Annotated in this window: 22 protein-coding genes, 1 tRNA gene and 1 other annotated feature; of the genes, 20 read left to right on the forward strand and 3 right to left on the reverse strand. The window is 29.1% G+C overall.

What is annotated here, in order from left to right; translation table 11 throughout:
• The first annotated feature begins 30 nt into the window (after positions 1 to 30).
• The 10 genes from acsB (at position 31) to hisJ (ending at position 9,536) form a co-directional block, all read left to right on the forward strand.
• Positions 31 to 2,157: an acetyl-CoA decarbonylase/synthase complex subunit alpha/beta gene (acsB, locus tag KGF36_RS10910; RefSeq protein WP_227854704.1), complete on the forward strand. Its 2,127-nt coding sequence runs from the start codon at positions 31 to 33 to the stop codon at positions 2,155 to 2,157.
• An 86-nt stretch (positions 2,158 to 2,243) separates the two neighbouring features.
• Positions 2,244 to 2,621: a glycine cleavage system protein GcvH gene (gene gcvH / locus KGF36_RS10915; protein ID WP_003418363.1), complete on the forward strand. Its 378-nt coding sequence runs from the start codon at positions 2,244 to 2,246 to the stop codon at positions 2,619 to 2,621.
• Between the two features lie 112 nt (positions 2,622 to 2,733).
• Positions 2,734 to 4,662, forward strand: coding sequence for a corrinoid activation/regeneration protein AcsV (gene acsV, locus KGF36_RS10920; RefSeq protein ID WP_227829477.1), 1,929 nt, complete (start codon positions 2,734 to 2,736; stop codon positions 4,660 to 4,662).
• A 67-nt stretch (positions 4,663 to 4,729) separates the two neighbouring features.
• Positions 4,730 to 5,602 carry a radical SAM protein gene (locus KGF36_RS10925; RefSeq protein WP_227829478.1) on the forward strand — a complete coding sequence of 291 codons (873 nt, stop codon included), beginning with the start codon at positions 4,730 to 4,732 and terminating at the stop codon, positions 5,600 to 5,602.
• The gene (locus tag KGF36_RS10930; RefSeq protein WP_227829479.1) at positions 5,599 to 6,537 is read left to right on the forward strand and encodes a radical SAM protein; all 939 of its coding nucleotides are present in this window, start codon (positions 5,599 to 5,601) and stop codon (positions 6,535 to 6,537) included. The genes KGF36_RS10925 and KGF36_RS10930 overlap by 4 nt, the downstream gene beginning before the upstream one ends.
• Before the next feature lie 46 nt (positions 6,538 to 6,583).
• A complete protein-coding gene (locus KGF36_RS10935; RefSeq protein WP_227829480.1) occupies positions 6,584 to 7,399 on the forward strand; it encodes a lipoate--protein ligase family protein in 816 nt (271 codons plus the stop codon).
• Between the two features lie 150 nt (positions 7,400 to 7,549).
• Complete coding sequence (locus KGF36_RS10940) at positions 7,550 to 7,741, forward strand: CooT family nickel-binding protein (protein ID WP_227433438.1); 192 nt, start codon at positions 7,550 to 7,552, stop codon at positions 7,739 to 7,741.
• A gap of 18 nt (positions 7,742 to 7,759) precedes the next feature.
• On the forward strand, positions 7,760 to 8,176 hold the full coding sequence (locus KGF36_RS10945; protein WP_227433437.1) for a DUF3842 family protein: 417 nt from the start codon (positions 7,760 to 7,762) through the stop codon (positions 8,174 to 8,176).
• 15 nt (positions 8,177 to 8,191) lie between these two features.
• Positions 8,192 to 8,545, forward strand: coding sequence for a zinc transporter (locus KGF36_RS10950; protein ID WP_227842781.1), 354 nt, complete (start codon positions 8,192 to 8,194; stop codon positions 8,543 to 8,545).
• A gap of 211 nt (positions 8,546 to 8,756) precedes the next feature.
• Complete coding sequence (gene hisJ, locus KGF36_RS10955) at positions 8,757 to 9,536, forward strand: histidinol-phosphatase HisJ (RefSeq protein ID WP_227829482.1); 780 nt, start codon at positions 8,757 to 8,759, stop codon at positions 9,534 to 9,536.
• A 234-nt stretch (positions 9,537 to 9,770) separates the two neighbouring features.
• On the opposite strand, the gene KGF36_RS10960 is transcribed toward hisJ, so the two are convergent.
• On the reverse strand, positions 9,771 to 10,649 hold the full coding sequence (locus tag KGF36_RS10960; RefSeq protein ID WP_227829483.1) for a DUF4300 family protein: 879 nt from the start codon (positions 10,647 to 10,649) through the stop codon (positions 9,771 to 9,773).
• A 553-nt stretch (positions 10,650 to 11,202) separates the two neighbouring features.
• Here KGF36_RS10960 and KGF36_RS10965 point away from each other — a divergent pair.
• Positions 11,203 to 11,715, forward strand: a complete 513-nt coding sequence (locus tag KGF36_RS10965) for a hypothetical protein (protein WP_227829484.1) — start codon at positions 11,203 to 11,205, stop codon at positions 11,713 to 11,715.
• Positions 11,716 to 12,088: 373 nt separating this feature from the next.
• Here the strand turns inward: KGF36_RS10965 and KGF36_RS10970 are convergent, their stop codons facing one another.
• The gene (locus tag KGF36_RS10970) at positions 12,089 to 13,186 is read right to left on the reverse strand and encodes a pyridoxal-phosphate-dependent aminotransferase family protein (protein ID WP_227829485.1); all 1,098 of its coding nucleotides are present in this window, start codon (positions 13,184 to 13,186) and stop codon (positions 12,089 to 12,091) included.
• Positions 13,187 to 13,476: 290 nt separating this feature from the next.
• Here KGF36_RS10970 and glpK point away from each other — a divergent pair, with 290 nt between their 5' ends.
• Both glpK and KGF36_RS10980 read left to right on the forward strand, forming a co-directional pair.
• Positions 13,477 to 15,003 (forward strand): glycerol kinase GlpK, encoded by a 1,527-nt coding sequence (gene glpK, locus KGF36_RS10975; protein WP_227854705.1) that lies wholly within the window; start codon positions 13,477 to 13,479, stop codon positions 15,001 to 15,003.
• A 39-nt stretch (positions 15,004 to 15,042) separates the two neighbouring features.
• A complete protein-coding gene (locus tag KGF36_RS10980) occupies positions 15,043 to 16,161 on the forward strand; it encodes an ethanolamine utilization protein EutH (RefSeq protein ID WP_227829487.1) in 1,119 nt (372 codons plus the stop codon).
• Positions 16,162 to 16,269: 108 nt separating this feature from the next.
• Here the strand turns inward: KGF36_RS10980 and KGF36_RS10985 are convergent, their stop codons facing one another.
• A complete protein-coding gene (locus KGF36_RS10985) occupies positions 16,270 to 17,034 on the reverse strand; it encodes a DeoR/GlpR family DNA-binding transcription regulator (protein ID WP_227829488.1) in 765 nt (254 codons plus the stop codon).
• A 259-nt stretch (positions 17,035 to 17,293) separates the two neighbouring features.
• Here KGF36_RS10985 and KGF36_RS10990 point away from each other — a divergent pair.
• From KGF36_RS10990 to KGF36_RS11020, 7 genes are all read left to right on the forward strand, one after another.
• Positions 17,294 to 17,384 (forward strand) — tRNA-Ser (locus tag KGF36_RS10990).
• Between the two features lie 95 nt (positions 17,385 to 17,479).
• Complete coding sequence (locus KGF36_RS10995) at positions 17,480 to 18,268, forward strand: flagellar motor protein (RefSeq protein WP_227829489.1); 789 nt, start codon at positions 17,480 to 17,482, stop codon at positions 18,266 to 18,268.
• Between the two features lie 20 nt (positions 18,269 to 18,288).
• Positions 18,289 to 19,029: a flagellar motor protein MotB gene (locus tag KGF36_RS11000; protein ID WP_227829490.1), complete on the forward strand. Its 741-nt coding sequence runs from the start codon at positions 18,289 to 18,291 to the stop codon at positions 19,027 to 19,029.
• Between the two features lie 179 nt (positions 19,030 to 19,208).
• On the forward strand, positions 19,209 to 19,583 hold the full coding sequence (locus KGF36_RS11005; RefSeq protein ID WP_227829491.1) for a hypothetical protein: 375 nt from the start codon (positions 19,209 to 19,211) through the stop codon (positions 19,581 to 19,583).
• Between the two features lie 92 nt (positions 19,584 to 19,675).
• Positions 19,676 to 21,136 (forward strand): extracellular solute-binding protein, encoded by a 1,461-nt coding sequence (locus tag KGF36_RS11010; protein ID WP_227829492.1) that lies wholly within the window; start codon positions 19,676 to 19,678, stop codon positions 21,134 to 21,136.
• A gap of 50 nt (positions 21,137 to 21,186) precedes the next feature.
• Positions 21,187 to 24,216 (forward strand): EAL domain-containing protein, encoded by a 3,030-nt coding sequence (locus tag KGF36_RS11015; RefSeq protein WP_227854706.1) that lies wholly within the window; start codon positions 21,187 to 21,189, stop codon positions 24,214 to 24,216.
• A gap of 78 nt (positions 24,217 to 24,294) precedes the next feature.
• Positions 24,295 to 26,361, forward strand: a complete 2,067-nt coding sequence (locus KGF36_RS11020) for an ATP-dependent helicase (protein WP_227854707.1) — start codon at positions 24,295 to 24,297, stop codon at positions 26,359 to 26,361.
• A 258-nt stretch (positions 26,362 to 26,619) separates the two neighbouring features.
• Positions 26,620 to 26,834 (forward strand) — a binding site (T-box leader).
• The last annotated feature ends 119 nt before the right edge of the window (positions 26,835 to 26,953 follow it).

Below are 26,953 nucleotides of genomic sequence, written 5' to 3' on the forward strand. Positions count from 1 at the left end.
ATAGGTGTAAATATTAAAGGGGGAAATAGAATGAATCTATATAATATAATCTTTACAGGGTCAGAACAAGCTTTAGGTGCGGCTCAAGCTATGTTAGCTGAAGCTATAGAAAAAAACGGAAAAGAACATAAAGTAGCTTTCCCTGATACAGCATATTCATTACCTTGTATATATGCTGCAACAGGACAAAAAATGAACACTTTAGGGGACTTAGAAGGTGCTTTAGAAGTAGTAAAATCTTTAATCAATAGAACTCATTTATTAGAACATGCTTTTAATGCTGGTTTAGCTACTGCTTTAGCGGCAGAAGTAATTGAAGCATTAAAATACTCAACTATGGATGCTCCATATAGTGAGCCATGTGCAGGTCATATAACTGACCCTATAATCAGATCACTTGGTGTACCACTAGTTACAGGAGATATACCTGGTGTTGCAGTTGTTCTTGGTGAATGTCCTGATGCTGAATCAGCAGCAAAAGTTATAAAAGACTACCAATCTAAAGGTTTATTAACTTTCTTAGTTGGTAAGGTTATAGACCAAGCTATAGAAGCTGGAGTAAAAATGGGTCTTGAGCTAAGAGTTATACCTCTAGGATATGATGTAACTTCTGTTATCCACGTTGTATCTGTTGCAGTAAGAGCAGCATTAATATTCGGTGGATTAACTCCTGGTGATTTAAACGGATTATTAGAATACACAGCTAATAGAGTTCCTGCATTTGTAAATGCATTTGGACCATTAAGTGAATTAGTTGTATCTGCAGGTGCTGGAGCAATAGCTTTAGGATTCCCAGTTATAACTGACCAAACTGTTCTTGAAGTTCCAATGAACTTATTAACTCAAAAAGATTATGATAAGATAGTAGCTACTTCATTAGAAGCTAGAGGAATAAAAATAAAAGTTACTGAAATACCTATACCAGTTTCATTTGCAGCAGCATTTGAAGGTGAAAGAATTAGAAAGAGCGACATGTTTGCTGAATTTGGTGGAAATAAAACTGAAGCTTGGGAGCTTGTTGTTAAGAAAGAAGCAACTGAAGTTGAAGACCATAAGATAGAAATAATAGGACCAAACATAGATGAAGTTGAAGCTGATGGTGTATTAAGATTACCACTTGCTGTAATAGTTAAGATAGCTGGTAAAAACATGCAAGAAGATTTCGAACCAGTTCTTGAAAGACGTTTCCACTACTTCTTAAACTATATAGAAGGTGTAATGCACGTTGGACAAAGAGATATGGCCTGGGTAAGAATCTCTAAAGATGCATTTGATAAAGGATTTAGACTTGAGCATATAGGAGAAGTTTTATATGCTAAGATGTTAGATGAATTTGAATCAGTTGTTGATAAGTGTGAAATAACTATAATTACAGATGCTGAAAAAGTTTCTGAATTAAAAGGTGAAGCAATAGCTAAGTACAATGCGAGAGATGAGAGATTAGCTTCATTGGTTGATGAAAGTGTAGAGACTTTCTATTCTTGTAACTTATGTCAATCATTTGCACCAGCTCACGTTTGTGTTGTTACTCCTGAAAGACTTGGTCTTTGTGGCGCAGTTAGCTGGTTAGATGCTAAAGCTACTAAAGAATTAGACCCTACAGGTCCTTGTCAACCAATAGAAAAAGGTGAATGTTTAGACGATAGAACAGGTGTATGGAACTCTGTAAATGAAACTGTAAACCAAATATCTCAAGGTGCAGTTGAAGCTGTTACATTATACTCTATATTAGAAGACCCTATGACTTCTTGTGGATGTTTTGAGTGTATCTGTGGTATAATGCCAGAAGCAAATGGATTTGTTGTAGTTAACAGAGAATTCCCAAGCGTTACTCCAGTTGGTATGACTTTCGGAGAACTTGCTTCTATGACAGGTGGAGGAGTTCAAACTCCAGGATTCATGGGACACGGAAGACACTTCATATCTTCTAAAAAATTCGCTTATGCAGAAGGTGGACCAGAAAGAATAGTTTGGATGCCAAAAGAATTAAAAGAGTATGTAGCTGATAAATTAAATGCTACAGTTAAAGAAATGACTGGAATAGAAAACTTCTGTGATATGATTTGTGACGAAACTATAGCTGACGATTCTGAAGGTGTATTAGCTTTCTTAGAAGAAAAAGGTCATCCAGCATTAGCTATGGAAAGTGTAATGTAATTGATGGAAAATTTAAAATAATGTGATATAATATTAATATGATTTAAATAAATTAATCAATAATATAATATTGGGGGTCTATCGAAATGAAATTATTACCAGAATTAAAATACTCTAAAGATCATGAATGGGTAAAAGTAATTGATGGAGATGTTGTATATATAGGTATAACAGATTATGCTCAAGATCAATTAGGAGAAATATTATTTGTTGAAACACCAGAAGTAGAAGATACTGTAACTAAGGGAGTAGATTTTGGAGTAGTTGAATCTTCTAAAGTAGCTTCTGATTTAATATCTCCTGTTAATGGTGAAGTATTAGAAGTTAATGAAAAATTAGAAGATGAGCCAGAATGTATAAATGAAGACCCATACGAAAACTGGATATTAAAAGTAAAACTAGCTGATGTTGCTGAGCTTGATACATTATTAAGTGATAAAGAATATGAGGCTGGATTAGAATAATTAAAGACTAGGGATGTTATTATAATTGGGGAAAGTATAGTAAAATTTGAGTGCACGCAAATTTAGCTATACTTTCCTTTTATAATATATAGAACAAATTGGGAGGGATATCATGATAAAGGTAAATTTTATGCCAAACAATAAAGAAGTTTATTGTAACGAGGGGGATATATTACTAGAAGTAGCAAGAAATGCAGATATATTCATAGATGCTCCTTGTAATGGAAATGTATCTTGTGGTAAATGTAAGGTGAAGTTGTTAAAAGGTAAGGTTGATACAGAAAAAACAAGACATATAACAGATAACGAATGGGAGCAAGGTTATATATTAGCTTGTTGTACAAAAGTAATCTCAGATATAGAAATTGAAGTTCCTTCTAAAGTATCATCTTCTATGCATGGTATGAAGATAGAAGGTAGTAATAAACAAAAAGATAGAGGACTTTTTGAGAGAGCTAAAAAAATAATAGAAAAGCATAACTTACAATTTAAGACAAATATAAAGAAGAAATACATAGAAATGGAAGAACCAAACTTAGATGATAATATAAGTGATGTAGATAGATTAGAAAGACATGTTAGAAATCATCTGGGGTACAATGAAATAGATTTTAGATTAGATATACTTAGAAAGATGCCAACGATATTTAGAAAGAGCGATTTCAAAGTTACAATAACATATGTTCAAAAACAAAAGAAACTTACAATCATAAATATAGAAGAAGGAAATAAGGAAAATTCTCTGTATGGAGTTGCAATAGATATTGGTACAACTTCGGTAGTTGTATGTTTAGTAGACTTATATTCAAAAGAAGTAGTAGATAAAGCATCATCTGGAAATGCTCAGATAAAATATGGAGCAGATGTTATAAATAGAATTATATATTCGGCTAAGAAAAACGGATTAGAAACTTTACACAAAGCTATAGTTGATGAAACTATAAATCCTCTATTAAAAACATTATATGAAAGAAATGGCATAAATAAGGAGGATGTAGTCACTTTAGTAGCTGCTGGAAACACAACTATGACAAGTTTATTTTTAGGAGTGTATACAGACTTTTTAAGACAAGAACCTTATATACCTCCATTTTTAAAATCTCCAAAACTTATGGGTGAAAATGTAGGCCTTTTTGTAAATGACAGTGCATATGTGTACTTAGCTCCATCTGTAGCAAGTTATGTAGGAGGAGACATAACAGCAGGGGTATTATCAGCAGGGATATGGTCAAGTGAAGAAAATGTTTTATTTATAGATTTAGGTACCAATGGAGAGATAGTATTTGGAAATCAAGACTATATGATGAGCTGTGCATGTTCAGCAGGTCCTGCATTTGAAGGTGGAGGCATAAGCTGTGGAATGAGAGCATCAGCAGGAGCAATAGAAAAGGTGGCTATTGATAAAGAAACTTTAGAGCCTACATTAAAAATAATAGATGAATGTGCGCCAGTTGGTATATGTGGTTCTGGTATAATTGATTTAATTTGCCAAATGATTACTAAGGGTGTAATAGATAGAAGAGGTAAGATATACAGAGATTTAAACAATAAGAGAGTTAGATTTAATGAACATGAAATAGGAGAGTATGTATTAGCATTTAAAGAAGAATTTGATTTGGAGAATGATATAGTAGTAAATGAAGTGGACATAGATAATTTCATTAGAGCTAAAGGAGCTATATATTCAGGAGCATATACTCTTGTAGATAGCTTGGGTATGGATTTTAGTATATTAGATAGAGTTTATATAGCAGGTGGTATAGGAAATAACTTAGATATAGAAAATTCAATAATTATAGGATTACTTCCTGATATCGATAGAGAGAAATTTACTTATATAGGAAATAGTTCACTTGTTGGTTCTTACTTGGCTCTTATAAGTAAAGATGCCAAAAATAAACTTGAAGAAATAGGTAGACAAATAACTTATGTTGAACTTAGTGTTTATCCAAGTTACATGGACGAATTTATTTCTGCATGCTTCTTACCACATACAAATATAGAGCAGTTCCCAACTGCAAAACAGCTACTAGAAGAGTAAAATATCAAAATATAAATGCATAGATAGAGGAGTAAAACATAAAAACATTACTGTAGAGGATTAAATTATGTATAAGGATTTGTCTGAAAAAATAAGAACTGCGTTTGACATTAAATTAAGTAATTTCGGAAATGAGATAGAGTTTGCTTATCCTAATCAGACGCTAGCTCTTAGTACGACAAGTAATAAGTGTAGTCTTAAATGTGCTCATTGTAATGGTCACTATTTAGAAAATATGATACCAATTGAGGATTATGAAGAAAAAGTTAAATCAAGAAATATAACTAGTTTTTTATTAAGTGGTGGTTGTAGTTATGAAGGTGATGTCCCAATAAATACTCATATACAGACCATTAAAGAATTAAAGGAACAAGGCTACAGATTAAATGCTCATTTAGGGCTTATGGATAAAGAGAGTATTATAGAATTATGTAAGTATTTAGATATGGTTTCTTTCGACTTGGTGTTTGATAAAGAAACTATAAAAGAAGTTTATAAAATGGATAAAAGCAAAGACGATTATATTAAAACTTACAATACAATAAGAGAAAATACAGAAGTAGCACCACATATATGTATTGGTTTAAAAGGAGGAAAAGTAAAAGGTGAGTATGAGATTATAGAATACTTACAAAAAAATCCTCCTAATAAACTGACATTTATAGTTCTTATTCCCACGAGAGGTACTGAATATGAAAATGTAGAACCTCCTAAGTTGGAAGAAGTAGCAGATGTTTTATGTGAAGCGAGAATTAATTTACCAAATACAGAGATTAACCTAGGTTGTATGAGACCTAGAGGCGTATATAGAAAAGAGTTAGACCAATTAGCTATAATGTGTGGAGTTAATAAAATAGTTCTGCCATCAAAATCTGCTAAGAACAAGGCTATAGATATGAATATGACAATAACTGAATGTAAGGAGTGTTGCGTTTTATGATTAGACTATCATCAGGAACAGCAATAGAACTTGGAATATTAAATAAAAAAAGCGATATACCTCCTACTACAGCATATATAATGATTGGGGAAAAATGTATAAACAAATGTAGTTTTTGTTCTCAATCAATAGAAAGCAGTACTAGAAAAGATAAATTATCAAGAGTAGTTTGGCCAGAGTATTCTAAAGAGGAAATACTGGATGCTTTGAGAGCATATAAGGGAAAAAATATAAAGAGAATATGTATACAATCAATGGCAAGTGAAGAGGCACATAAATCTGTCTTAGATTTTATAAATTATATAAATGGTAAAATAGATATGCCTATTTCATTGTCTGCAAAGTTAGAAAGTGATGAAGAAATAAATAAGTTTTTTTCTGCTGGAGTAGATAAAATAGGAATAGCGATAGATGTAGCAAATAAGGAATTATATGAAAAAATAAAAGGATATAATTATTATGAAAAATTGAATTTTATAACAAAAATGTCAAAGTTATATCCTAATAAAATCAGCACACATATAATTGTTGGTATGGGAGAAAGTCATGAAGATATATACAACTTATATACTTATTTAAAGAAGAACAATATAACTGTTAGTTTATTTGCATTTACTCCAGTTAGAGGAACTAAAATGGAAAAAATAAGTCAACCAAATATAGAAAGTTACAGAAGAGTACAGCTAATGTCCTATATGGTAAATAAAGATTATTCACAAGAATACTTTGAATTTAAAAATGGATACTTAGAGAATATAAAACTCGATGATGAGATTGTATCAGATATAAACAGGGGTTACCCTTTTGAAATAAGAGGCTGTAAGGATTGTAATAGACCGTATTATAATGAAAGACCAGGAAGTACTATATATAATTATTCAAGACCTTTAAATCAAGATGAGATAGATTTGTCTATAAGAGAACTAAATCTGTAAATGATTTCTTGAATATATTTATACTAAAGATTGGGGCGTAATAATCATGAATCAGTGGAGAGTTATACATAATAAATCATATGATGGTGCAATGAATATGGCAATTGATGAAGCTATATTCACTGCATATAAAAAAGGCTGTGTGAAGCCAACACTTAGATTTTACACTTGGAAGCCAGCTTGCTTGAGTGTAGGATATTTTCAAAAACTTGAAGATGAGGTAGATTTGGATAAGTGTAAGTGCATGAATATAGACTGTGTCAGAAGAATCACAGGAGGAAGAGCTGTATTACATGATAATGAGCTAACTTATAGTATAATTATAGGAGAAGATAATCCTTTAATTGATAAAAGTATAAATCTATCTTATAGATATATAAGTGAAGGTTTAGTTAGAGGATTGAATTTAAGTGGTATAGAAACAGATAACTTAAATAGTGGAGAGAGAATAGGTAGAGAAAATTTATCAGCTGCATGCTTTAATGCACATGCATCATATGAAGTTACTATTAATAATAAAAAGGTTATTGGAAGTGCTCAAAGTAGAAAAGATGGTGTTTTGTTACAGCATGGTTCAATAATAATGGATTTTGATGTAGAAAAATTGTTTAAATTAATAAAGACTAAAACACCAGAACTAAAGGAAAGAGCAATGAAATTTACAGCTAAAAAGGCCAGTGGAATAGAGAATGAAATTGGTAAAAAAATAGACATAGATACTCTACAAGCTAATCTAATAAAAGGACTGGCTAGTCAATTTAATGTTGAGTTTGTAGAAGAAGAATTGACTGATTATGAAAAGCAATTAGCTGAAGAATTATATAAAAAATACAAGGATGAAGAGTATAATAAAAAGCGTTAACTTTAATTGACTTTAGGCAAATTAAAGTGATATACTTAAGGTATAATAATATACAAAAATTGAAATCATGAAGGTTTCTTTGGTGTATTGAAATACCTGAGGAAGTCTTTTTTTGATTTTTAATAAAAATCATATTAGGAGGAGATTTATATGTGTGAATCATCAGCTTTCATTTGTAAGAATAACAATGAATTAGAAAAGGTTATGGAAAATGTGGTTAATATAGACCCTTGTGATGGAAAGATTTATTTAACTGATTTATTAGGAGAACAAAAAATAATAGATGGAATAATTAAAGAAATAAGATTGATGGACCATAAGATAATAATACAAGAAAATTAATTAATAGGGGAATTTCATATGATAATAGCAGTGATAGATGGAATGGGTGGAGGTATAGGAGCCCAGATAGTTTCTTCTTTGAGAGAAGAATTACCTACATATGTAGAAATTTATGCACTAGGAACTAATTCTATAGCAACTAGTTCTATGATGAAGGCTCATGCTAATAAAGGAGCTACAGGGGAAAATGCTATAGTAGTATCAGCTAGAAAAGCCAATATAATAGTTGCACCTATTTCTGTAATAATACCTAATTCTATGATGGGGGAAGTCACTTGTAATATAAGTGAAGCTATTGCAGATAGTGAGGCACTTAAGATACTTTTACCTATTATGCCAGAAAATATAGAGTTAGTTGGATTAGAAGGTAAACCATTAGCACTACTTGTAAAAGATTCTGTTAATGTTATAAAAAAAGAATTTAATATAAAATAACAGGGGGAATAACTAATGATGTTTGATAAAGAGATTGTAAGATACCACCATGGGCACCATGACCATGACGACCATTGCCATGAACATACTCATGGAGATATATGTCACGAACATCCACACGACCATACTCATGACCACGACCACGAACATAATCATGAAGAATCATCAGAGTCTAAAGATGAGAAAACTTTAAAAATACTTTTAGTGCATTGGATAAATCACAATGAGACTCATGAAGAAGGATTTAGAGAGTGGGTAGAAAAGGCCAGAGCTATTGGAAAAGAAGAAACTGCAAAGAGTATTGAAAAAGCTATAGAGTGTATGGAAGAAGCAAATAAAATGTTATTAGAGGCTAAAAAACATATGTAAATATGATTGTTAAAATCGCTTATATATTTTGATATAGGCGATTTTTTATGTTTTATTGATATTTAATTATTGAAATTTCTAATGAGTATGTACTATACTTTAATGAGGAAATTTATTATAGACTGAGTTATTTAATATATCTCCGCCTTTAAAAGTTACTGAAGGCAGTTAAGTATACGTAGTTCAATTTAATAAAAGGAGAGCATTAGTTATGAAAGATGGTCATATACATTCACCTTATTGTCCTCATGGAAGTAAGGATGATTTTGAAAAATATATACAAAGGGCAATTGATGTTGGTCTAACAGAAATGACATTTACAGAGCATTTTCCATATCCAGAGGGATTTAAAGACCCTGCACCCGAAAATGATAGTTGCATGAATCTTGAAAATTTATCAAATTACCTTAATGATGTTAAAAATTTTAAGCAAAAATATGAGGGTAAAATTAAGATAAATGTAGGAGCGGAAGTAGATTTTCTTGAAGGTTATGAAGAAGGCATAAAAAACAATTTAGATAAATATGGTGATGAATTAGAGGATTCTCTATTATCAGTACATATAATTAAAATTGATGGTGATTATTGTTGTGTAGACTATAGTGTAGAAGAGTTTCAAAATCTGATTGATAAGCTTGGAAGCATTGAAGCTGTTTATAATAAATATTATGAAGCATTAATAAAAGCTGTAAATGCTGACTTGGGTACATATAAACCAAAGAGAATAGGTCATTTAAATTTAGTTAGAAAGTTTAATCAAGTATTTCCATATGATTATGAAGGAAATAAAGTTCTTGAAGAATTAATAAAGTTAGTTAAAGAAAAAGGATATGAACTTGACTACAATGTTTCTGGAAACAGAAAAAAATACTGTAAAGAGCCTTATGTAGATGGATACTTATTAGAATTAGCAAAAAAATATGATATTCCATTGGTTTTGGGCTCAGATTCTCACTGTGCAGAAGAAATAAATAATTATGATATAGGCTAAAGATGTATATATTATAATCTTAAAGTTATGATAATTTATATTTTTAAAGTATTTATTTAAAAGACTGTAAGTAGATTTATGTAAAATAAATCTACTTACAGTCTTTTTGTTAAATTAGAAAATATCTATAGATTTGTTCAGTATTAGAGTTTCACAATTAATATTTTTTCGTTGATATTAGCCTACTTTTACTTATCTTAACAATCATAAAGATAATTTTAATGTTTAGAAATATTACTGCATAAGTTTATCATTTTCCATTATTATTGGGTCTAGTAATTCTACATCTCCTTCTGACATCTTTAATCTATTGAACATATAATTTTTCACATCTTTTTTACTTTTGAACTTAGTAACTTGGTAAGGGGATGTAGAACCATATTTTTCTATAAATAAAATATCTTTATCAGTCTTGATACATATACCTGTATGACCTATAAATACATTTTTAGTTTCTGGATAACGAAGAAATCCACTTATAATAGACATATTTTTATTATCTTTAAAAGATATTTTTCTTTTTTTCCATTCTTTTTTTATTTGTTCTGCATTTTTATTTATATCATCTGTGTATTGAGTTGGTATTGCAGAAAAAAAGTTAATAAATTTTTCTACATCCTTTGAGCTAAATTTTGCATCTCTATTATTCATTATAGTATCTAAATCAATACTTAAATCGATAGAATCTCCAGTAAACTTCTCTTTTGAGTTTATGAAATCTTTAAAAAGTCTAAAAGCTGTTATTCTGCAATTTACATCCATATAGTTAGGAAACTTTTCCATCCAGTTATCTTGTAATTTATCTAAATTATATGGAACCTGCTTTGTGTTAATTGAACTATATCCAGACTTAGATATATTTACATTGTCTTGAAGTATTTTAATTTGAAGTTTGTTGTAGCTCCTAACTGATTTAATAAAAATATCAATATTTTTCTTATCTACTCTATTTTCTTCTAATACATTTTTTACTTGATTTTGTGTCTTTTTATCTATCATGTTTGAGTATACTAATCTGTTATTATCTTTAATAGTTGAATATGCAAAGATTGTAAGCATGCTTGATAACACTAAAACAACTGACAATATTGCTATTAGTAAATTTTTTCTCATCTGTTTTTCTCCTTTATAAATTTATTTTGTCGACATATTTATAGTATATAGTACATTTAATTTTAGCTTCAACATGTTTTTAATTACAAAACTGTTGTAAAAAATATAACTTTATTTAAAACTTTTTTTTAATATATAAAAATATATACTAAATAGGGGTATGTATTTTTTGAATTTTCAACTAATTTATTTGGATATTGATTATATGATTTTATAAGTCAAAAATAAGTAAACTATCAATGAAATATATAGTGAGATTAGTTTTTTGAATGTAGTATTTTTAGTAAATAAGTAGGTTTGAGACATATGATAAATTTTATTTTATTAAAAACAAAGTTTATTAAGTTCAATAAATACAATATTAGAGTAATTAAAAAGTTTAAAAATTTTATTTTTTTAATTCAACTATTCCCCAAAAAGGCAGGTTTTAAGGAAGAGTTAAATTAAAAAGTTTGGTTACATAATAGTAATTTTAGTTACAAGAATGAAACTGTAAAAATTAGATTTTTATTTATATAATTTCACTAAGAACATTTAATTTAGGAGGTAAAATATGAAGTTAAAAAAATTAAAAACTGGTATGGTCATGGCATTGACAATAATAGCTATTGGGACGTCATTGATAAATGTATCAGCTATGGAATTAAACAGGAGTGAAGAATTTGAGATTAAGTACAGTGAAATGAAAAAAGAATTTCAAGAAGAGTATGGAAAGGAAGATGAATTCAAAGTCGTATTAGATGATGAATTTACAAAAGAAGAAGTAAATGGAGCTAAAGGGATTATAAAGACAACTAATAAAATGAATAATGAAGTTGTAGTTTTAAATTATTTTGATGAAATGAAATCAGGAATTGAATTTGAATTAAAACCAAAAGCTGAAAAAAATGCAATTTTAAGAGCTGAGTTTCAACAGGGATATGGAAAGGAAGATAAATTTAAAGTTGTACTAGATGATGAATTCACAAAAGAAGAGGTAAATGGAGCTAAAGGGATTATAAAGACAACAGATAAAGAAACAGGTGAAGTCATTGTATATAATTACTTTGATGAGCTTGAAAAGTAATATTTAAAGTATTTAATAAAAAAAGAACTAAATTTAAAAGTATATAGTATTATGTATAGATTTTAAACTTATAATAATCTGTGCATTTAAATAGCCGAATTGTATCAAAAATATAAAAGAATCAAATATAAAAAGAGTTAAATATAAAAAGAATTGTATCAAAATAAATTTTTAATATAGGGGTGAACTTTACATATTAGAGTTCACCCTTATAAAAAAATATAAAACAACATTTGCCTATATTTAATGTTCAAGTATATTTTTGAATATGTTTATATAGAGTGACTATTTATAGATAGTTGTTATTTACAGGCTATAATCTAGTTTAACTTTAGATATTTACATAGTTTTTTTATTTCTGGTCTTTAGATATTTATATGGCCTTTTTAATTTCTAGTTTTGATTTTAAAATATCAAGGAATTTATAACAATCGTCTGGATAAATTTCTCCCATATTTGCAACTTGGAACATATTATCATCTAGAAATTTACCTTTTCCTGGATATACCACATAACCATTTTCTTCTTCTAGTTCTAATATAAATCTATTTATATCGATTTCTTTAGGAAGAAATACAGACGTAACAGTATTAGACATATACTTATCTGGAAGTAAAAATGTTAGACCTAGTTCTTCCATACCATTTCTTAAAATAGCAGAACATTCTTTATATCTTTCTATCTTACTGTCATCTTCTAAAAATTCAGTTAAAGCTTCATTAAGGGCAAATATTAAAGTGACATTAGGTGTATTTGGTGTTTGAGAAGATAATTTTGCAAGCTTATAATGTTTGTAAAGGCTAAGATACACATTTTTACATTGACTTTCTTTAATATTTTGTAAAACGCTTTCTTTAGCACAAAGGTATGCAGAGCCTGGAAATGCTCCAAGGGCTTTACCACCAACACCTGTTATTATATCTATATTAAACTCATCAACATCAATGTATTCACCAGCAGATGCACTTATTGCATCAACAAAAAATATTTTGTTATATTTTTTTGCAAGTTTTCCTAATTCAGGCACAGGATTTATCATTCCTGAACTAGTCTCATGAAATACCATAGCAATTACTTTTATGTCAGGATTTTCAAGTAAGTACTTTTCTAAAATATCTAAGTCTGGATATTCAGCCCATTTAAAGTCTGGCTTGTAGGTTTTAACACTATAAGCAGATAATATTTCTTCTAGCCTTTCTCCAAATACACCATTACTAACTAATAAAGCAGCATCTTCTTTGTCAAATATAGAAGATAATACACATTCATTTACAGATGTTCCAGAGCCAGATACAACTAGAGAATAATAATCATAAGTTGCATTATATAATTTACTGATTTTTTGCTGTGTATCTTTAAATAAATTCATGAATTCATTTCCCCTATGACATATATCATAGTGAAGAAGTGAATTTCTAACCCTATCTGTAACCATTACTGGCCCAGGACTAAATAGATATGTTTTTTTCATTGTAAATCCCCCTTAAAGTTTAATTTAAATTTTAGAATGACTGTTTATGTGCTAATATTAAAAGTTTATGTGTTAATTTAACTAGATTATAGAATAAAATTAATAATATTGCAATAATATTTTAATTAAAATACTTTAACAATCAAAAAAAGTAAAAAATACAAAAAATATTGTAATAAATATTGTATAAATCACCAAGATGATATAGAATATAAATAAGTTAAATAGATTTTATATTCAAAAAATAATAAAAAATCTATTAATTCTGAAAATAAAGGGGGGCGTTTAAAGTGAAATATGTATTAGCAATTGATCAAGGAACAACAGGAACAAGAGCAGTATTAATAAATGAAAAATCAGAGTTTGTTTTTAGTGATTATATGGAACATACTCAAATCTATCCACAATCTGGATACGTCGAACATGACCCTATAGAAATTTGGAATAACACAAAAACTGTAAGTAATAATGTACTACAACAAGCTTTTAAAAGTGGAATAGACGAAAGTGATATAAAGGGAATAGGTATAGATAATCAAGGTGAAACAGTAATGCTATGGGATAAAAATACAGGTATGCCACTATACAATGCAATAGTATGGCAGTGCAGAAGAACCTATGATTATGTTGAAAATTTAAAGAACATACCAGGATTGGAAAATAAGATAATAGATAAAACAGGACTAATCATAGACCCTTATTTTTCAGGGACAAAAATTAAGTGGATAATAGATAATGTAAAAGGTGTAAAAGAAAAAATCAAAAGTGGAGAAGTCCTTGCAGGAACATTAGATAGCTGGTTAATTTGGAAAATGACAGGAGGAAAGTCTTTTTTAACTGATGTTTCTACAGCAGCAAGAACCATGCTTTTTAATATAAGAGATATGGATTGGGATAGAGAATTACTTGATATTATAGGAGTTCCTAGAAGTATTTTAGCAGATATAATGCCTACAAGTGGTGATTTTGGGACCACAGATAAAGAGGCATTTTGTGGTGTATCAATAAAAATTACTGCTTCAATGGTTGACCAGCCAGCAGCTCTATTTGGAAATGGATGCTTTGAGCCAGGTATGGTTAAAAATACTTATGGAACAGGATGTTTCTTATATATGAATATAGGTGAAGAGCTGAATATAGCGGGGAATGGTATATTAACAACTGTTGCCTGGAAAATAGGAAACAAAATTACATATGCTTATGATGGTGGAGTATATATAGCAGGTGCTGCAATACAGTGGCTTAGAGATGGAATTGGAGTTATAAAAAATTACTCAGAAACTGATGATATGGCTAACTCAATACCAAGTACTGGTGGTGTATATTTTGTTCCAGCATTTGCAGGGATTGCAGCGCCTTATTGGGACCAATATGCAAGAGGTACAATGGTTGGTATAACAGGAAGTACTAAAAAAGAACATATAGTAAGAGCTACTCTTGAATCTGTTGCACTTCAGGTTAAAGATGTTGTTGACTCTATGAATTTAGCTTCAGGAAAAGATATAAAAATGCTAAGGGTGGATGGCGGAATTACAAAAAACAATTTTACAATGCAGTTTCAATCCGATATATTAGATATACCAATTGAAATTGCAGAAAATCCTGAGACAACAGTGCTTGGAGTAGGATATATGGCAGGTCTTTCCTGTGGTGTTTGGAATAGCATTGATGAAATTAGAAATGAGTTTACAATAAGCAAAAAATACACTCCAAATATGACCAAACAAAAAAGAGAAGAAATTTTGCTTGGATGGAATCAAGCAGTAAAAAGAGCTATGAATTGGGAAAACGATACCAGAAAGATGTGTGCTAATTAAAGTACAACATAGTATTTACATGTATAGGAGGAATTAAATATGCCCTTTGATAAAGTTATATTATATATAATGGCTGTAGGGGTGCTTTTAGGAGCATTAGATAGGATAATTGGAAATAAATTTGGGCTTGGTGAACAATTTGAAGAAGGCTTTAATTCAATGGGTCCACTAGCTTTAGGGATGGTTGGTATAGTATGTCTAGCTCCAGTTATCTCAAATGTATTAGGCCCTGTAATAATACCGATATTCAATTTATGTGGAGCAGACCCATCTATGTTTGCAACTATATTAGCAAATGATATGGGAGGGTATCCATTAGCGATGGAACTTGCACACAATAAAGAAGCAGGGATGCTTGCAGGATTAGTTGTATCGTCAATGCTTGGATGTACACTTGTATTTTCAATCCCAGTAGGATTAGGTCTTATAGAATATGAAGACAGACCATTTTTTGCAAAAGGGTTATTAATAGGGTTAATAACAATACCTTTTGGAGGGATTGTAGGAGGAGTGATAGCAGGATTTAATTTATCAATGGTGATTATAAATATGGTGCCAGTAATAATATTAGCAGTACTATTAGCAATAGGTTTGAAAGTAAATTCAACACTTATGATAAAGGGGTCTTTAGTTTTTGGAAAAATTATATCTATATTGATAACGATAGGATTAGGTGCAGCAGCATTTCAAGAAATAACAGGTATAGTACTTATAAAAGGAATGACACCTATAAGAGAAGGTATTCAAGTAATTGGAAGTATTGCAATAGTATTGTTGGGTACTTTTCCTATACTACATTTATTAGTTAAAGTTTTAAATAAACCACTTACAGCAGTAGGTGGAAAATTAGGTATGGATGCAACAAGTGCAGCAGGATTAGTTTTCACTTTAGCTAATAGTATTCCAGTGTATAAAATGATGAAAGACATGAGCCCAAAAGGAAAAGTAGTAAATACTGCATGGTTAGTCTGTGCAACAGCAGCACTAGGTGATCACCTAGGATTTACAGCAGGAGTAGTTCCAGAGATGATTACACCTGTTGTAATTGGAAAGCTAGTTGGTGGGGTATTGGCGATTGCACTTGCTATGGTAATGACAAAAGATTTAACAGCAGAAGAAGAGCAAAGTAGTAAAATGAAAAAAGATATAGTGACATAGCAAAGGCATAGTATAGTTTAGGTACAAATGGAGCTAAATAAATAATTATTTGGCTCCTTAACTTTAATCAATGATATTTTATAAGGAATTAAAAATCAATAATACAAACTAATTATCAGCGATGACTAAAGGTATTCCTTTTTGAGAAAATTCTATAATTATATCGTGGTCTATACTAGCAGATGTAATAATAGTATCTATATGTTCTATAGGAGCAACTGAAGCAAATGAATTTATTCCAAACTTAGGTGGCTCAACAACTACTATTGACTTTCTAGACCTTTCAATCATTTTTTTTCGAACAAGTGATTCTTCTAAATGATAGTCAGAAATACCATTTTCAAGTGTAATACCTCCAGCACCTAAAATTGCCTTATCAACATTAAATTGTTCAATTGCTGCTAATGTAAGTGGTCCAGAAAAAGAACCTTCAGTTTCTCTAAGATATCCACCAAGTACATATACTTTTATATTAGTATTCATAAGTTCATTTGCAACCAAAATTGAGTTAGTTATTACAGTTAAGTTTTTTTTGTCTTTTAAATTTTTTGCAACTTCAAGGACAGTAGTTCCAGTATCCATGAAAATAGTGTCATTTGTGTTTATAAGTTCACTACATTTAAGAGCAATTTGTTTTTTATCATTTGAATTTATCTTTTTTCTTTTAACATAGTTAAGTTCTACGCTACTTGCTATAACTGGTATAGCACCACCATAAACTCTTTTTAAAAGTCCAATACTTTCCATATGTGCTAAGTCTCTTCGAGCTGTTTCTATTGATATATCAAACATTTGGACTATGTCATTTATTTTAATTATATTATCTGATTCGAGAATACTTAAAATTTTCTCATATCTTTCCTGTGGTAACATGGAAAATCCTCCTTGGATTAATATTATTTTAGTTTTAAGCATAACTTATGATGAATTAAGGATTTATGTCTATATGTTAATGTGTGTATATTTAGTAAATAATATTATAAGCGTTATGCAAGATAATTTTACCATATTTCAAACTTACATTTAAGTAAAAAAGTGAAAATAGATATTTAATGACTTAAAATACCTTAAATTTCATAAATTAATTGACTAAAATATAATTTTATTATATAATTTAATTGCATAGAAATACGGAGAAGTACTCAAGTGGCTCAAGAGGATCCCCTGCTAAGGGATTAGGCTGGGTAACCGGTGCGAGGGTTCGAATCCCTCCTTCTCCGCCAATTATCAAAGGCTATTCTTGTTGAAGGTAGTCTTTTTTGTAATGTCTATTAATAAAAACAACCTAGCAGACATGATTAAAGAAAGGAGGGAATATATGACAACTTTAATTTTCTTTATAGTGGGAATAGCATCTTTAGTGGTTGCTTTCGTTATTGATGGGGGACACATTGGAGCATTATTTGTATTCTCATCGGCACTTGTTGTTTTTGGTGGAACTATAGGAGCTGTTGGTGCTTCAACACCATTTCCTGTGTTCAAAAAATCCATAAAGATAATGTTGTTAGCCTTTAAAAATAAAAAGCCTAACAATATAGAAAATATAGTTTATTTTAAAGAAATTGCAATCAAAGCCAGAAAAGAAGGTCTTCTTAGTATTGATAAAGAAATAAGCGAAAATGATGAATTGGACCCATTTATTAGAAAAGGTCTTGAACTTATGGTAGACGGCGTTGATGCAGCTACAATAAGAAATATATTAGAATCTCAGATACAGATAACATCAAAAAGACATAAAGAAGGAATAGCAATATTCGATTCAGCAGGAGGGTATGCACCTACACTGGGAATCATAGGTACAGTTATGGGATTAGTACATATTTTAGGAAACCTTTCGAGTAATCCAGATGCACTTGGACCTCAGATATCTGTAGCGTTTTTAGCTACTTTATATGGTGTTGGTTCCGCCAATTTAATTTGGTTACCAATAGCATCAAAGCTTAAAGCTATAAATCAACAAGAAACTAATGAAAGACTTTTAGTAATAGAAGCGATACTATCTATACTTGAGGGCGATAATTCTAATTTAATGACAGAAAAATTAAAGATATTTTTAAATTCAAAAGAATTAATTGAACTTGGAGAAGCTGATGGTAGAGTTGAATAATATAAAAGGATGGAATATTTATGTTACATGATGAAGACGAAAAAGAAGAAAATAATGAGCGATGGCTTTTAACTTATTCCGACCTCATAACATTACTTATGATTTTCTTTGTCATAATGTATTCTATGAGTAATGTCGATGCAGAGAAATATAAACAATTATCTCAATCTTTAAGTTCTGCATTTGGTGGTTCTTCTGGAGTTATTGAAGGTGGACAAAGTAAAATAGAACCAGTAGTTGATCCAAACAATAATAATCTAGATAGTTTACAAAATCCTGAGTTTAAAGAAGTTGCTGAAAATATTCAAAATTATTTAAATGAAAGTGGATTGGCAAATTCGGTATCATTAAAAGCTCAAGATAGAGGACTAGTAATAAGTCTTAAAGATACTATCTTATTTGATACGGGAAAAGCTGTTATAATAAATGATTCTAGAGATAAGATTATTCAAATAGGTAAGATGTTAAATGAAATGAATAGTTATATAAGAGTAGAAGGTCATACAGATAACCTATCTATAAAAAATTCTGAATTTAAATCTAATTGGGATTTATCAGTCATGAGAGCAACCAATGTTGTCCAGCTTCTTATTGATAGTTCAGGTATTGCACCAAATAAGTTGTCTGCTGTAGGATATGGTGAATTCAGACCAATAGCTGATAATTCATCTCCAGATGGCAAATCAAAAAACAGAAGAGTTGATATAGTCTTGGTTGATAGTAAGTTCGATGATGTAGAAAATGTTGGAGAAAATAAATAGTTAAATAAGCTATCTCAATACAGAATTATTTCTAATAAGGGATAGCTTTTTTATGCGAAAATTAAAAATAGATGGTTAGTAAGTTACCTTTTTGTGAGAATATATGGTATCTTAAATATATAATATTTAAATTATGAAAGGACTCAATTTTAAAATTGATATCAAAGGTGAGTAAATAAATGGGTAATAAGAATAAAAATACAAAATATAAAGATAAAACAAGGGCAAGGTATAATAAAAAGGTTGAAACTTTAAATAAAGAGAAGTTAAAAGAATCTAATAAACAACATAAAAAAGAAGACAAGATTACTGCTATTATTAATAAATCTAGTATTGTATTATGTGTTCTTTTAGTAATATTTTCTTTACTTTATCTGTTTAAGTTAGTTCAGCTTAATATAATAATGACACTTTTAGTAATTACAGTGGCTATTCAACAAGGTTTGGTATCATTTGGTGCATTTAGAGAGAAGAATTATGCTAAAGGTATATTTTCAATATTTGTAATCATTTGTTTTCTAGTTGCTTTTAAATATACTGTTAGTCCTATTTAAATATATCAGTAAATATTTTATAATTAATATAAGTAATTAAGTTACGGTTTTAATGCTATAATAAATCTTATACATTTGAAGGAGTCGATTTTATGAATAGGAGTGGATTTGTAAAATTAATTATCACATCAATGATTGTTTTATTACTTACAGGGTGTGATTTGAAAAAGGAAGAGAGCTATAAACTAGATCCAGAAAATCCGACATCAATAGAAATTTGGCATTATTATAATGGACAGCAAAAAATGGCGTTTGATAAGCTAGTTAAGGAATTTAATGACACTGTAGGTGCTGAAAAAGGAATTATTGTTGAAGCGTTTAGTCAGGGAAATGTAGTTGATTTATCTGAAAAGGTGTTAGATTCTGCTAATAAAAAGGTTGGTTCTGAAGAGGTCCCAAATGTTTTTGCAGCATACTCAGATACTGCATATGAAATGGATAAATTAGAACTATTAGTAGATATTAGCAAGTACATAAGTAAAGATGAATTAAATGAGTATATAGAAGAATATGTAGATGAGGGTAGACTAAATTCTGATAACAAATTTAAGCTTTTTCCGATTGCAAAGTCTACTGAGATTTTGATGTTAAATAAGACAGATTGGGATAAGTTTGCCAAAGCAACAAATTCAAATATAAATGATATACAAACAATTGAAGGATTAGTAGAGACATCAAAGAAATACTATGAATGGACAGATAGTTTAACAAAAGAGCCTAATGATGGTAAAGCATTTTTTGGAAGAGATGCTATAGCAAATTATATTATTATAGGAAGTAAGCAGTTAGGAGTAGAAATTTTTTCAGTGAAAGATGGAAAAGTTACACTAAATCTTGATGAAAAGGTTATGAAAAAATTATGGGATAATTTTTATGTCCCATATATAAATGGATATTTTGCATCTTATGGTAAATTCCGTTCTGATGATGCAAAAACAGGAGATATACTAGCTCTTGTTGGGTCTAGCTCAGGAGCATCATATTTTCCAGGTGAAGTAATGTTAAATGATAATGAGAGTTATAAAATTGAGACGTCTGTATTTCAAGCTCCACGTTTTAAAGATAAAGAAAAATATGCTGTACAACAAGGGGCAGGAATGGCTGTAACAAAATCTACTAAAGAAGAAGAATATGCATCAGTAGAATTTTTAAAATGGTTTACAGATAAAGAGTCTAATATAAAATTCTCTATTGCTTCTGGATACTTACCAGTAAAGAAAAAAACCAATGATTTGAATGTTATAAAGGATGTCATGAATAAAGATGATTTAAAGGTATCAAGTAAAGTTGAAAGTTCAATTGTTTCATCTATTGAACAAATTAATAGTTGTAAGTTGTACACTAATAAAGCATTTGATGGTGGGACAAAAGCTAGACAAATCCTTGAGTATTCAATGATTGATAAGGCCAAAGAAGATTTAAAGAAAATAAATGAATTAATAAAAAATGGAACCTCTAAAGAGAATGCAGTAGCACAATTTAATAATGATGAAAATTTTTCAGAATGGTTTTTGAATTTTAAGACTGAGCTTGAAAATGCTGTAAAAGAGTAGGTGAATTGGCAACGTGTACCAAAATGCACAAAGGTATGGGTGGAATAAATATGGAAAATAATCTAAAAAAGAATAACTCAATAATGAAAAAGATGATATTTCCTCTAATTATTGTTATGCTAATTCAAACAAGTTTATTTTGTGCCACAATTTTATGGGGAGGAACTATTAAAAAACTAAATGACAATTCATTTGACATTTTAAATGAAAGAGTAATTAATCGTAAAAATTATATACAAAATGAGATGTTACAAAGATGGTCAAAGACAAGCGAGACAGAACTAGCTATTAACTCATCTGTAAAAAAGGTTTTAGATGAAAATAATGCCTCAATTAAAGATGTGGGTATCAACGAAGAAATTAATAAAGAAATTATAAAAAATATATCAAAAGATTTAATATATCTTTTGAGAAAAAATTCTGTTACAGGTTCTTTCATAATTTTAAATAACAAAGATATTGAAGATGATTCAATAAATAGTAAAGATGAAATAAGTAGGACAGGATTGTATATAAGAGATTTAGACCCTAAATTTAATCCCAATGATAATTCTGATTTACTAATTGAAAGAGGCTCTTCAGAGATAGCAAGAAATTTTGGAATATCTATGGATAGTTATTGGGCTCCAAAGTTTTCCTTTAAAAGTGAAAATGAGCGAAAAGGAGATAATTTCTTTTATAAACCATTTAGAGCTGCAATTGATAATCCAAATACATCAAGTTCTAATTTAGGATATTGGGGAAGTCAGTTCTTATTAACAAGTGCAGGAGATAGAGTTATAACATATTCAGTTCCTCTTATTTATGAAGATGGAACTGTATATGGAGTACTTGGAATAGATTTAGGTATAAATTATTTAAGAGAGTTACTTCCATATGGGGAGATAAATGAGAATAAAAAAGGTAATTATATTTTAGGTGTAGATAGAAATGATGATTTGGCATTTGAAAATGTTGTTTCAAATGGGTATACATTTAAAGAAAAATTTTGGGATGGTTTACATTCCAACCTTGAGCAAAAAGAATCTTATAAAAATGTATATAAAGTCAAAAATGAAGATGATGGTAAAATTAAAGAAAGTACTTATGCTAGTGTACAATATTTAGATTTATACAATTCCAATACTCCATTTGAAAATGAGCGTTGGGCTCTTTTGGGAATTATTGAAGAAAAAAGTTTATTGTGTTTTTCAAAAAGAGTGGAAACCTTGGTAATAGTGTCTGTTGCAGTTTCCTTAGTGATAGGGCTTATAGGTATTTATATTGCTTCAAGATTGTTTACAAAACCAATTGTTCTTTTGGTTAATAAAGTTAGAAATAGTAATCCATCAAAACCAGTAAATCTTGATAAAATAAACATATCTGAAATAGATGAATTATCTTCAGCTATAGAGCTACTTAGTGCAAATGTTGCAGATTCCTCATCAAAATTATCACAAATTATTGAAATGGCAGATATGCCAATTGGAGCTTTTGAATTATATAAAAATGGAGATAATGTTTTTTGCACAAAAGGATTTTTTAGTATATTTGCTACGGAAGATGAATTTCAAGAATATGGATATATATCGAAAAGTAAATTTTTAAAAAAAATGAAGGAAATGGATACATATTTACAGAAAAATTATAAGACAGAAAATATATACATATATAAATTTGAGTCTAAAGATAAAAAGTCTAAGTGGATAAGATTAAATCTTGTTGAAGACGATTTAAAGATATTAGGTGTTGTTGTTGATGTTACAAAAGAGTTTATTGAGAAAATGAAAATTGAGTATGAAAGAGATTTTGATATTTTAACAAATCTTCTAAACAGGAGAGCTTTTTATTCACAAGTACGAGAAAAATTTGAAAACAAAGAAGAGCTTAAAATAGCTGCATTTATAATGTGGGATTTAGATAATTTAAAATATATTAATGACACCTATGGCCATGATGCTGGTGATGAATATATTAGATGTGCAGCAGATATACTTAAAAAGTTTATATCATGGAATGGCATAGTTTCTAGACTTTCAGGGGATGAGTTTTATGTATTCATATATGGGTATGAAAGTAAAGATAGTATAAGAACTATTATTAACTCTGTTAAGACACAGATGAATAATACCTTATTAAAGCTTCATGATGGAACAGAATTTAAAATAAGAGCATCAGCAGGAATTTCTTGGTATCCTAGCGATTCAACTAACTATGATGAACTAATGAAATATGCAGATTTTGCTATGTATCAAATTAAAAATACAATTAAAGGCGAAGTAAGTGAATTTGATATTAATATATATAATAAAGATTCATTCTTGTTGCATAATAGAGAAGAGTTAAATAAATTAATTGATGGTCAATTGGTTGAATATGCATTTCAGCCTATTGTGGATTGTAAAGGTGAAGTATTTGCATATGAAGCACTTATGAGACCAAAAATGGAAACTTTTAGTTCTCCAATGGATGTTATTAGATTAGCTCGTTCACAGTCTAAATTATATCAAATCGAACGTATCACATGGTTCAAAGCACTTAAATCTTTTAAGAGATATAGGGAAAAATTTGGAGTGTGTAAATTATTCTTAAACTCTATACCAAATAATAATTTATCAAAAGTTGATTTTGAAGAAATAGAAGATTTATATGGTAATTATCTAAATAGGGTAGTGTTAGAAATAACAGAGAATGATAAGATTAGTGAAGATTTTATTGATAAAAAGAAAGTATATATAAATAATTGGAATATAGAAATCGCTTTAGATGATTTTGGAACAGGTTACAATGGTGATGCTGTATTATTGTATATAATGCCAAATTATGTGAAGATTGATATGTCTATTGTAAGAGGTATTGACAAAGATGAAGACAGGAAAAAAATACTAAAAAATCTTATTTCATATTCTAAAGAAAGAAACATTAAAGTTATAGCAGAAGGTGTAGAAACCAAAAGTGAAATGGAGGCATTAGTAGCCATTGGAATAGATTATATTCAAGGATATTACGTTGGTAAACCAGAATTTGTTCCTCAAGATATAAGTGATAAAATTAAACAGGAACTCAAGATATGTTATGAAAATAGAGATGATATAGTTTAATAGAAGAAAAATTAAATGTATTTTAAGGATACTTTTAGTTTATAATTAAAAAAGAAAATAAGATGATTATAAATTAAGGTGGTGGATGTAATAATCACAACAAATATAGATATAAGACAGTTAAATGAAAATCAACTAGAAGCAGTTGAACATATAGATGGGCCTTGCATGATACTTGCAGGGCCTGGTTCAGGTAAGACTAGGGTAATTACATATAGAATAGCTAATATGGTAGTAAACAAAAATATAGCACCAGCAAGAATATTGGCAATAAGTTTTACCAAAGCATCCTCAGTAGAAATGAAAAATAGAGCATTGAGTTTAAGTGATGATATAAGACTCAATAAAGTAACATATGGTACTTTTCATTCTGTATTTTTCAAGATTTTGAGGTATTTTGAAAGATACAATTTAGATAGCATATTTGATGAAAAGTCAAAGAGGATAACAATAAAGGCAATATTAAAAAGTCTAAATATAGAAAATGCAGATGATGATGAAAATATAGGACAAGTTATAAATGAAATATCTTATGTAAAAAATGAACTTATGGATAAGAATGAATTTAGTTCAGAAGTGTTGACAAAAGATGAGTTTTTAAAAGTATATAATTTATATGAAGAGCAAAAATCAAAAGTTAATAAGATTGATTTTGATGATATGCTTATAAAGACTTATTATTTGCTTTTGAATAATAAATCAGCCTTAGAAATGGTTAGAAATGTATATAAATATATATTGATAGATGAATTCCAAGATATAAATAAAGTGCAATTTGAGGTTTTAAAGTTAATTTGTAATCCATTAAACAATATATTTGCGGTTGGAGATGAGGACCAAAGTATATATGGTTTTAGAGGAGCTAGACCAGATTTTTTGCTTGAATTTGAAAAATATTTTAATAATACTAAAAAAATAGTGCTGGATGTAAATTATAGGTCTAAAAGTGAAATAGTAAATACTGCAAACAGGCTTATAGAAAAAAATAGAAATAGATATGAAAAAGTTATTAAATGTAGTCAAGGCAAGGGAGGTATTGTGAGTTATATTTCTCCATATGATTCAGAGGAAGAAGCTTTACATATTGCCAAGGAAATAATTGACGAAATAAAAAAGGATTATGTAGAGTATTCAGATTTTGCAGTAATTTATAGAACTAATATACAATCAAGAGCCTTAGTAGATGTATTTATGGATATGAGAATTCCATTTGTAGTAAAAGACTCAGTAATTACAATATATGACCACTGGGCAAGTCAGGATATACTAGCATATTTAAGAATAGGTATTAATCCAAAATCAAATAAAGATTGGTTAAGAATTATAAATAAGCCATTTAGATATATATCTAAAGATAGTGTAAATATGGTTAAAGATGAAAAAGATTTTGTAACAACACTAATAAACAAATGTAACCTTCATCCCAAACAAGTCAAAACAATAACAGATTTGGAGATAGACTTGAGTTATTTGAATACTTTAAATCCTAAAAACGCAATATCTTATATTAGAACTAGTTTTGATTATGATAGATATGTTCTGGATTACTGTAGCAATAGAAAGATAAAGACTAATGGGCTTGTAGAGATATTAAATGAGCTTGAGAGTTCTGCTACAAATTTTAATACAGTGACAGAGTTTTTAGAACATATTGAGAGAGTAAAGACAGAGTTAATGGAAAATAACAAGAATAAACAGACTGATGGTGTTATATTTACAACTATGCATAGTGCAAAAGGATTAGAATTTAGGAATGTCTATATTATAGGTGCAAATGAAGGAACAATACCTCATGAAAAATCATATGATATTTGTAAGGAAGAAAAAAAAGAGGAACAATTAGAAGAAGAAAGAAGACTTATGTATGTAGCTATTACAAGAGCTGAAGAAAAATTATGTATAAGTTCTACTTTAAATAAATATGGTAAAAAAGTTGATAAATCACTGTTTATCGATGATATAAAATCTCCAACTAAAAAAGAAATTGATAGTATTGGTGTTGGTGATAAAGTATACCATAAAAAATTTCACGAAGGCGAAATAATCAAAAAAGATGGAATCATGTTTACTATAAAGTTTAAAGATAGAGAGCGAACTTTAGATTTGAAAACGTGTTTATTGAAGAATATAATCCATACTATTTAACTTAGTATATAAAATTTAGTAAGGATAAGATATATCATTTATAAGTATTTAAGCAATGGAAATGAAGCAGAAAAATATTATTTATAAGTATTTAAGCAATGGAAATAAACAGAAAGATATTATTTATAAATATATGGATAATATCAATAAGCATGTAAGACAATATCTAAATTTTAGAAAATAAAATTATTAAAAAAATAAAAAACTTATTGACAAAAATATTAGAAGGAAGTACAATTGTATTAACAATTTAAGGAAACAAATCCAGTGATAGAGAAAGTAGCATATACGGATTTACAGCGAGTTAGGGGTTGGTGTAAGCCTAGCAATGAAGTCTATGTGAAGAGAGCTCTGGAGGAAATTATCAGAAGTTTTAGTTAGTATGATAATTGGTTTGCCCGCCTTAAGGGATTGAGAGGATAAGTACTTACTTATCAAAAAGAGTGGTAACGCGGATATAATTCGTCTCTTAGCTGTAAAGCTAAGGGACTTTTTTGATTTTAAAATTAAAATATCCCTGTAGCTATAAAAGCTAAAATTCACAAATTTTGAAGGTTGTATAAGTATTTATCAATAAGAGTGGTAACGCGGT

Source organism: Clostridioides sp. ZZV14-6009, from assembly GCF_020658095.1.
Classification (GTDB): domain Bacteria; phylum Bacillota; class Clostridia; order Peptostreptococcales; family Peptostreptococcaceae; genus Clostridioides.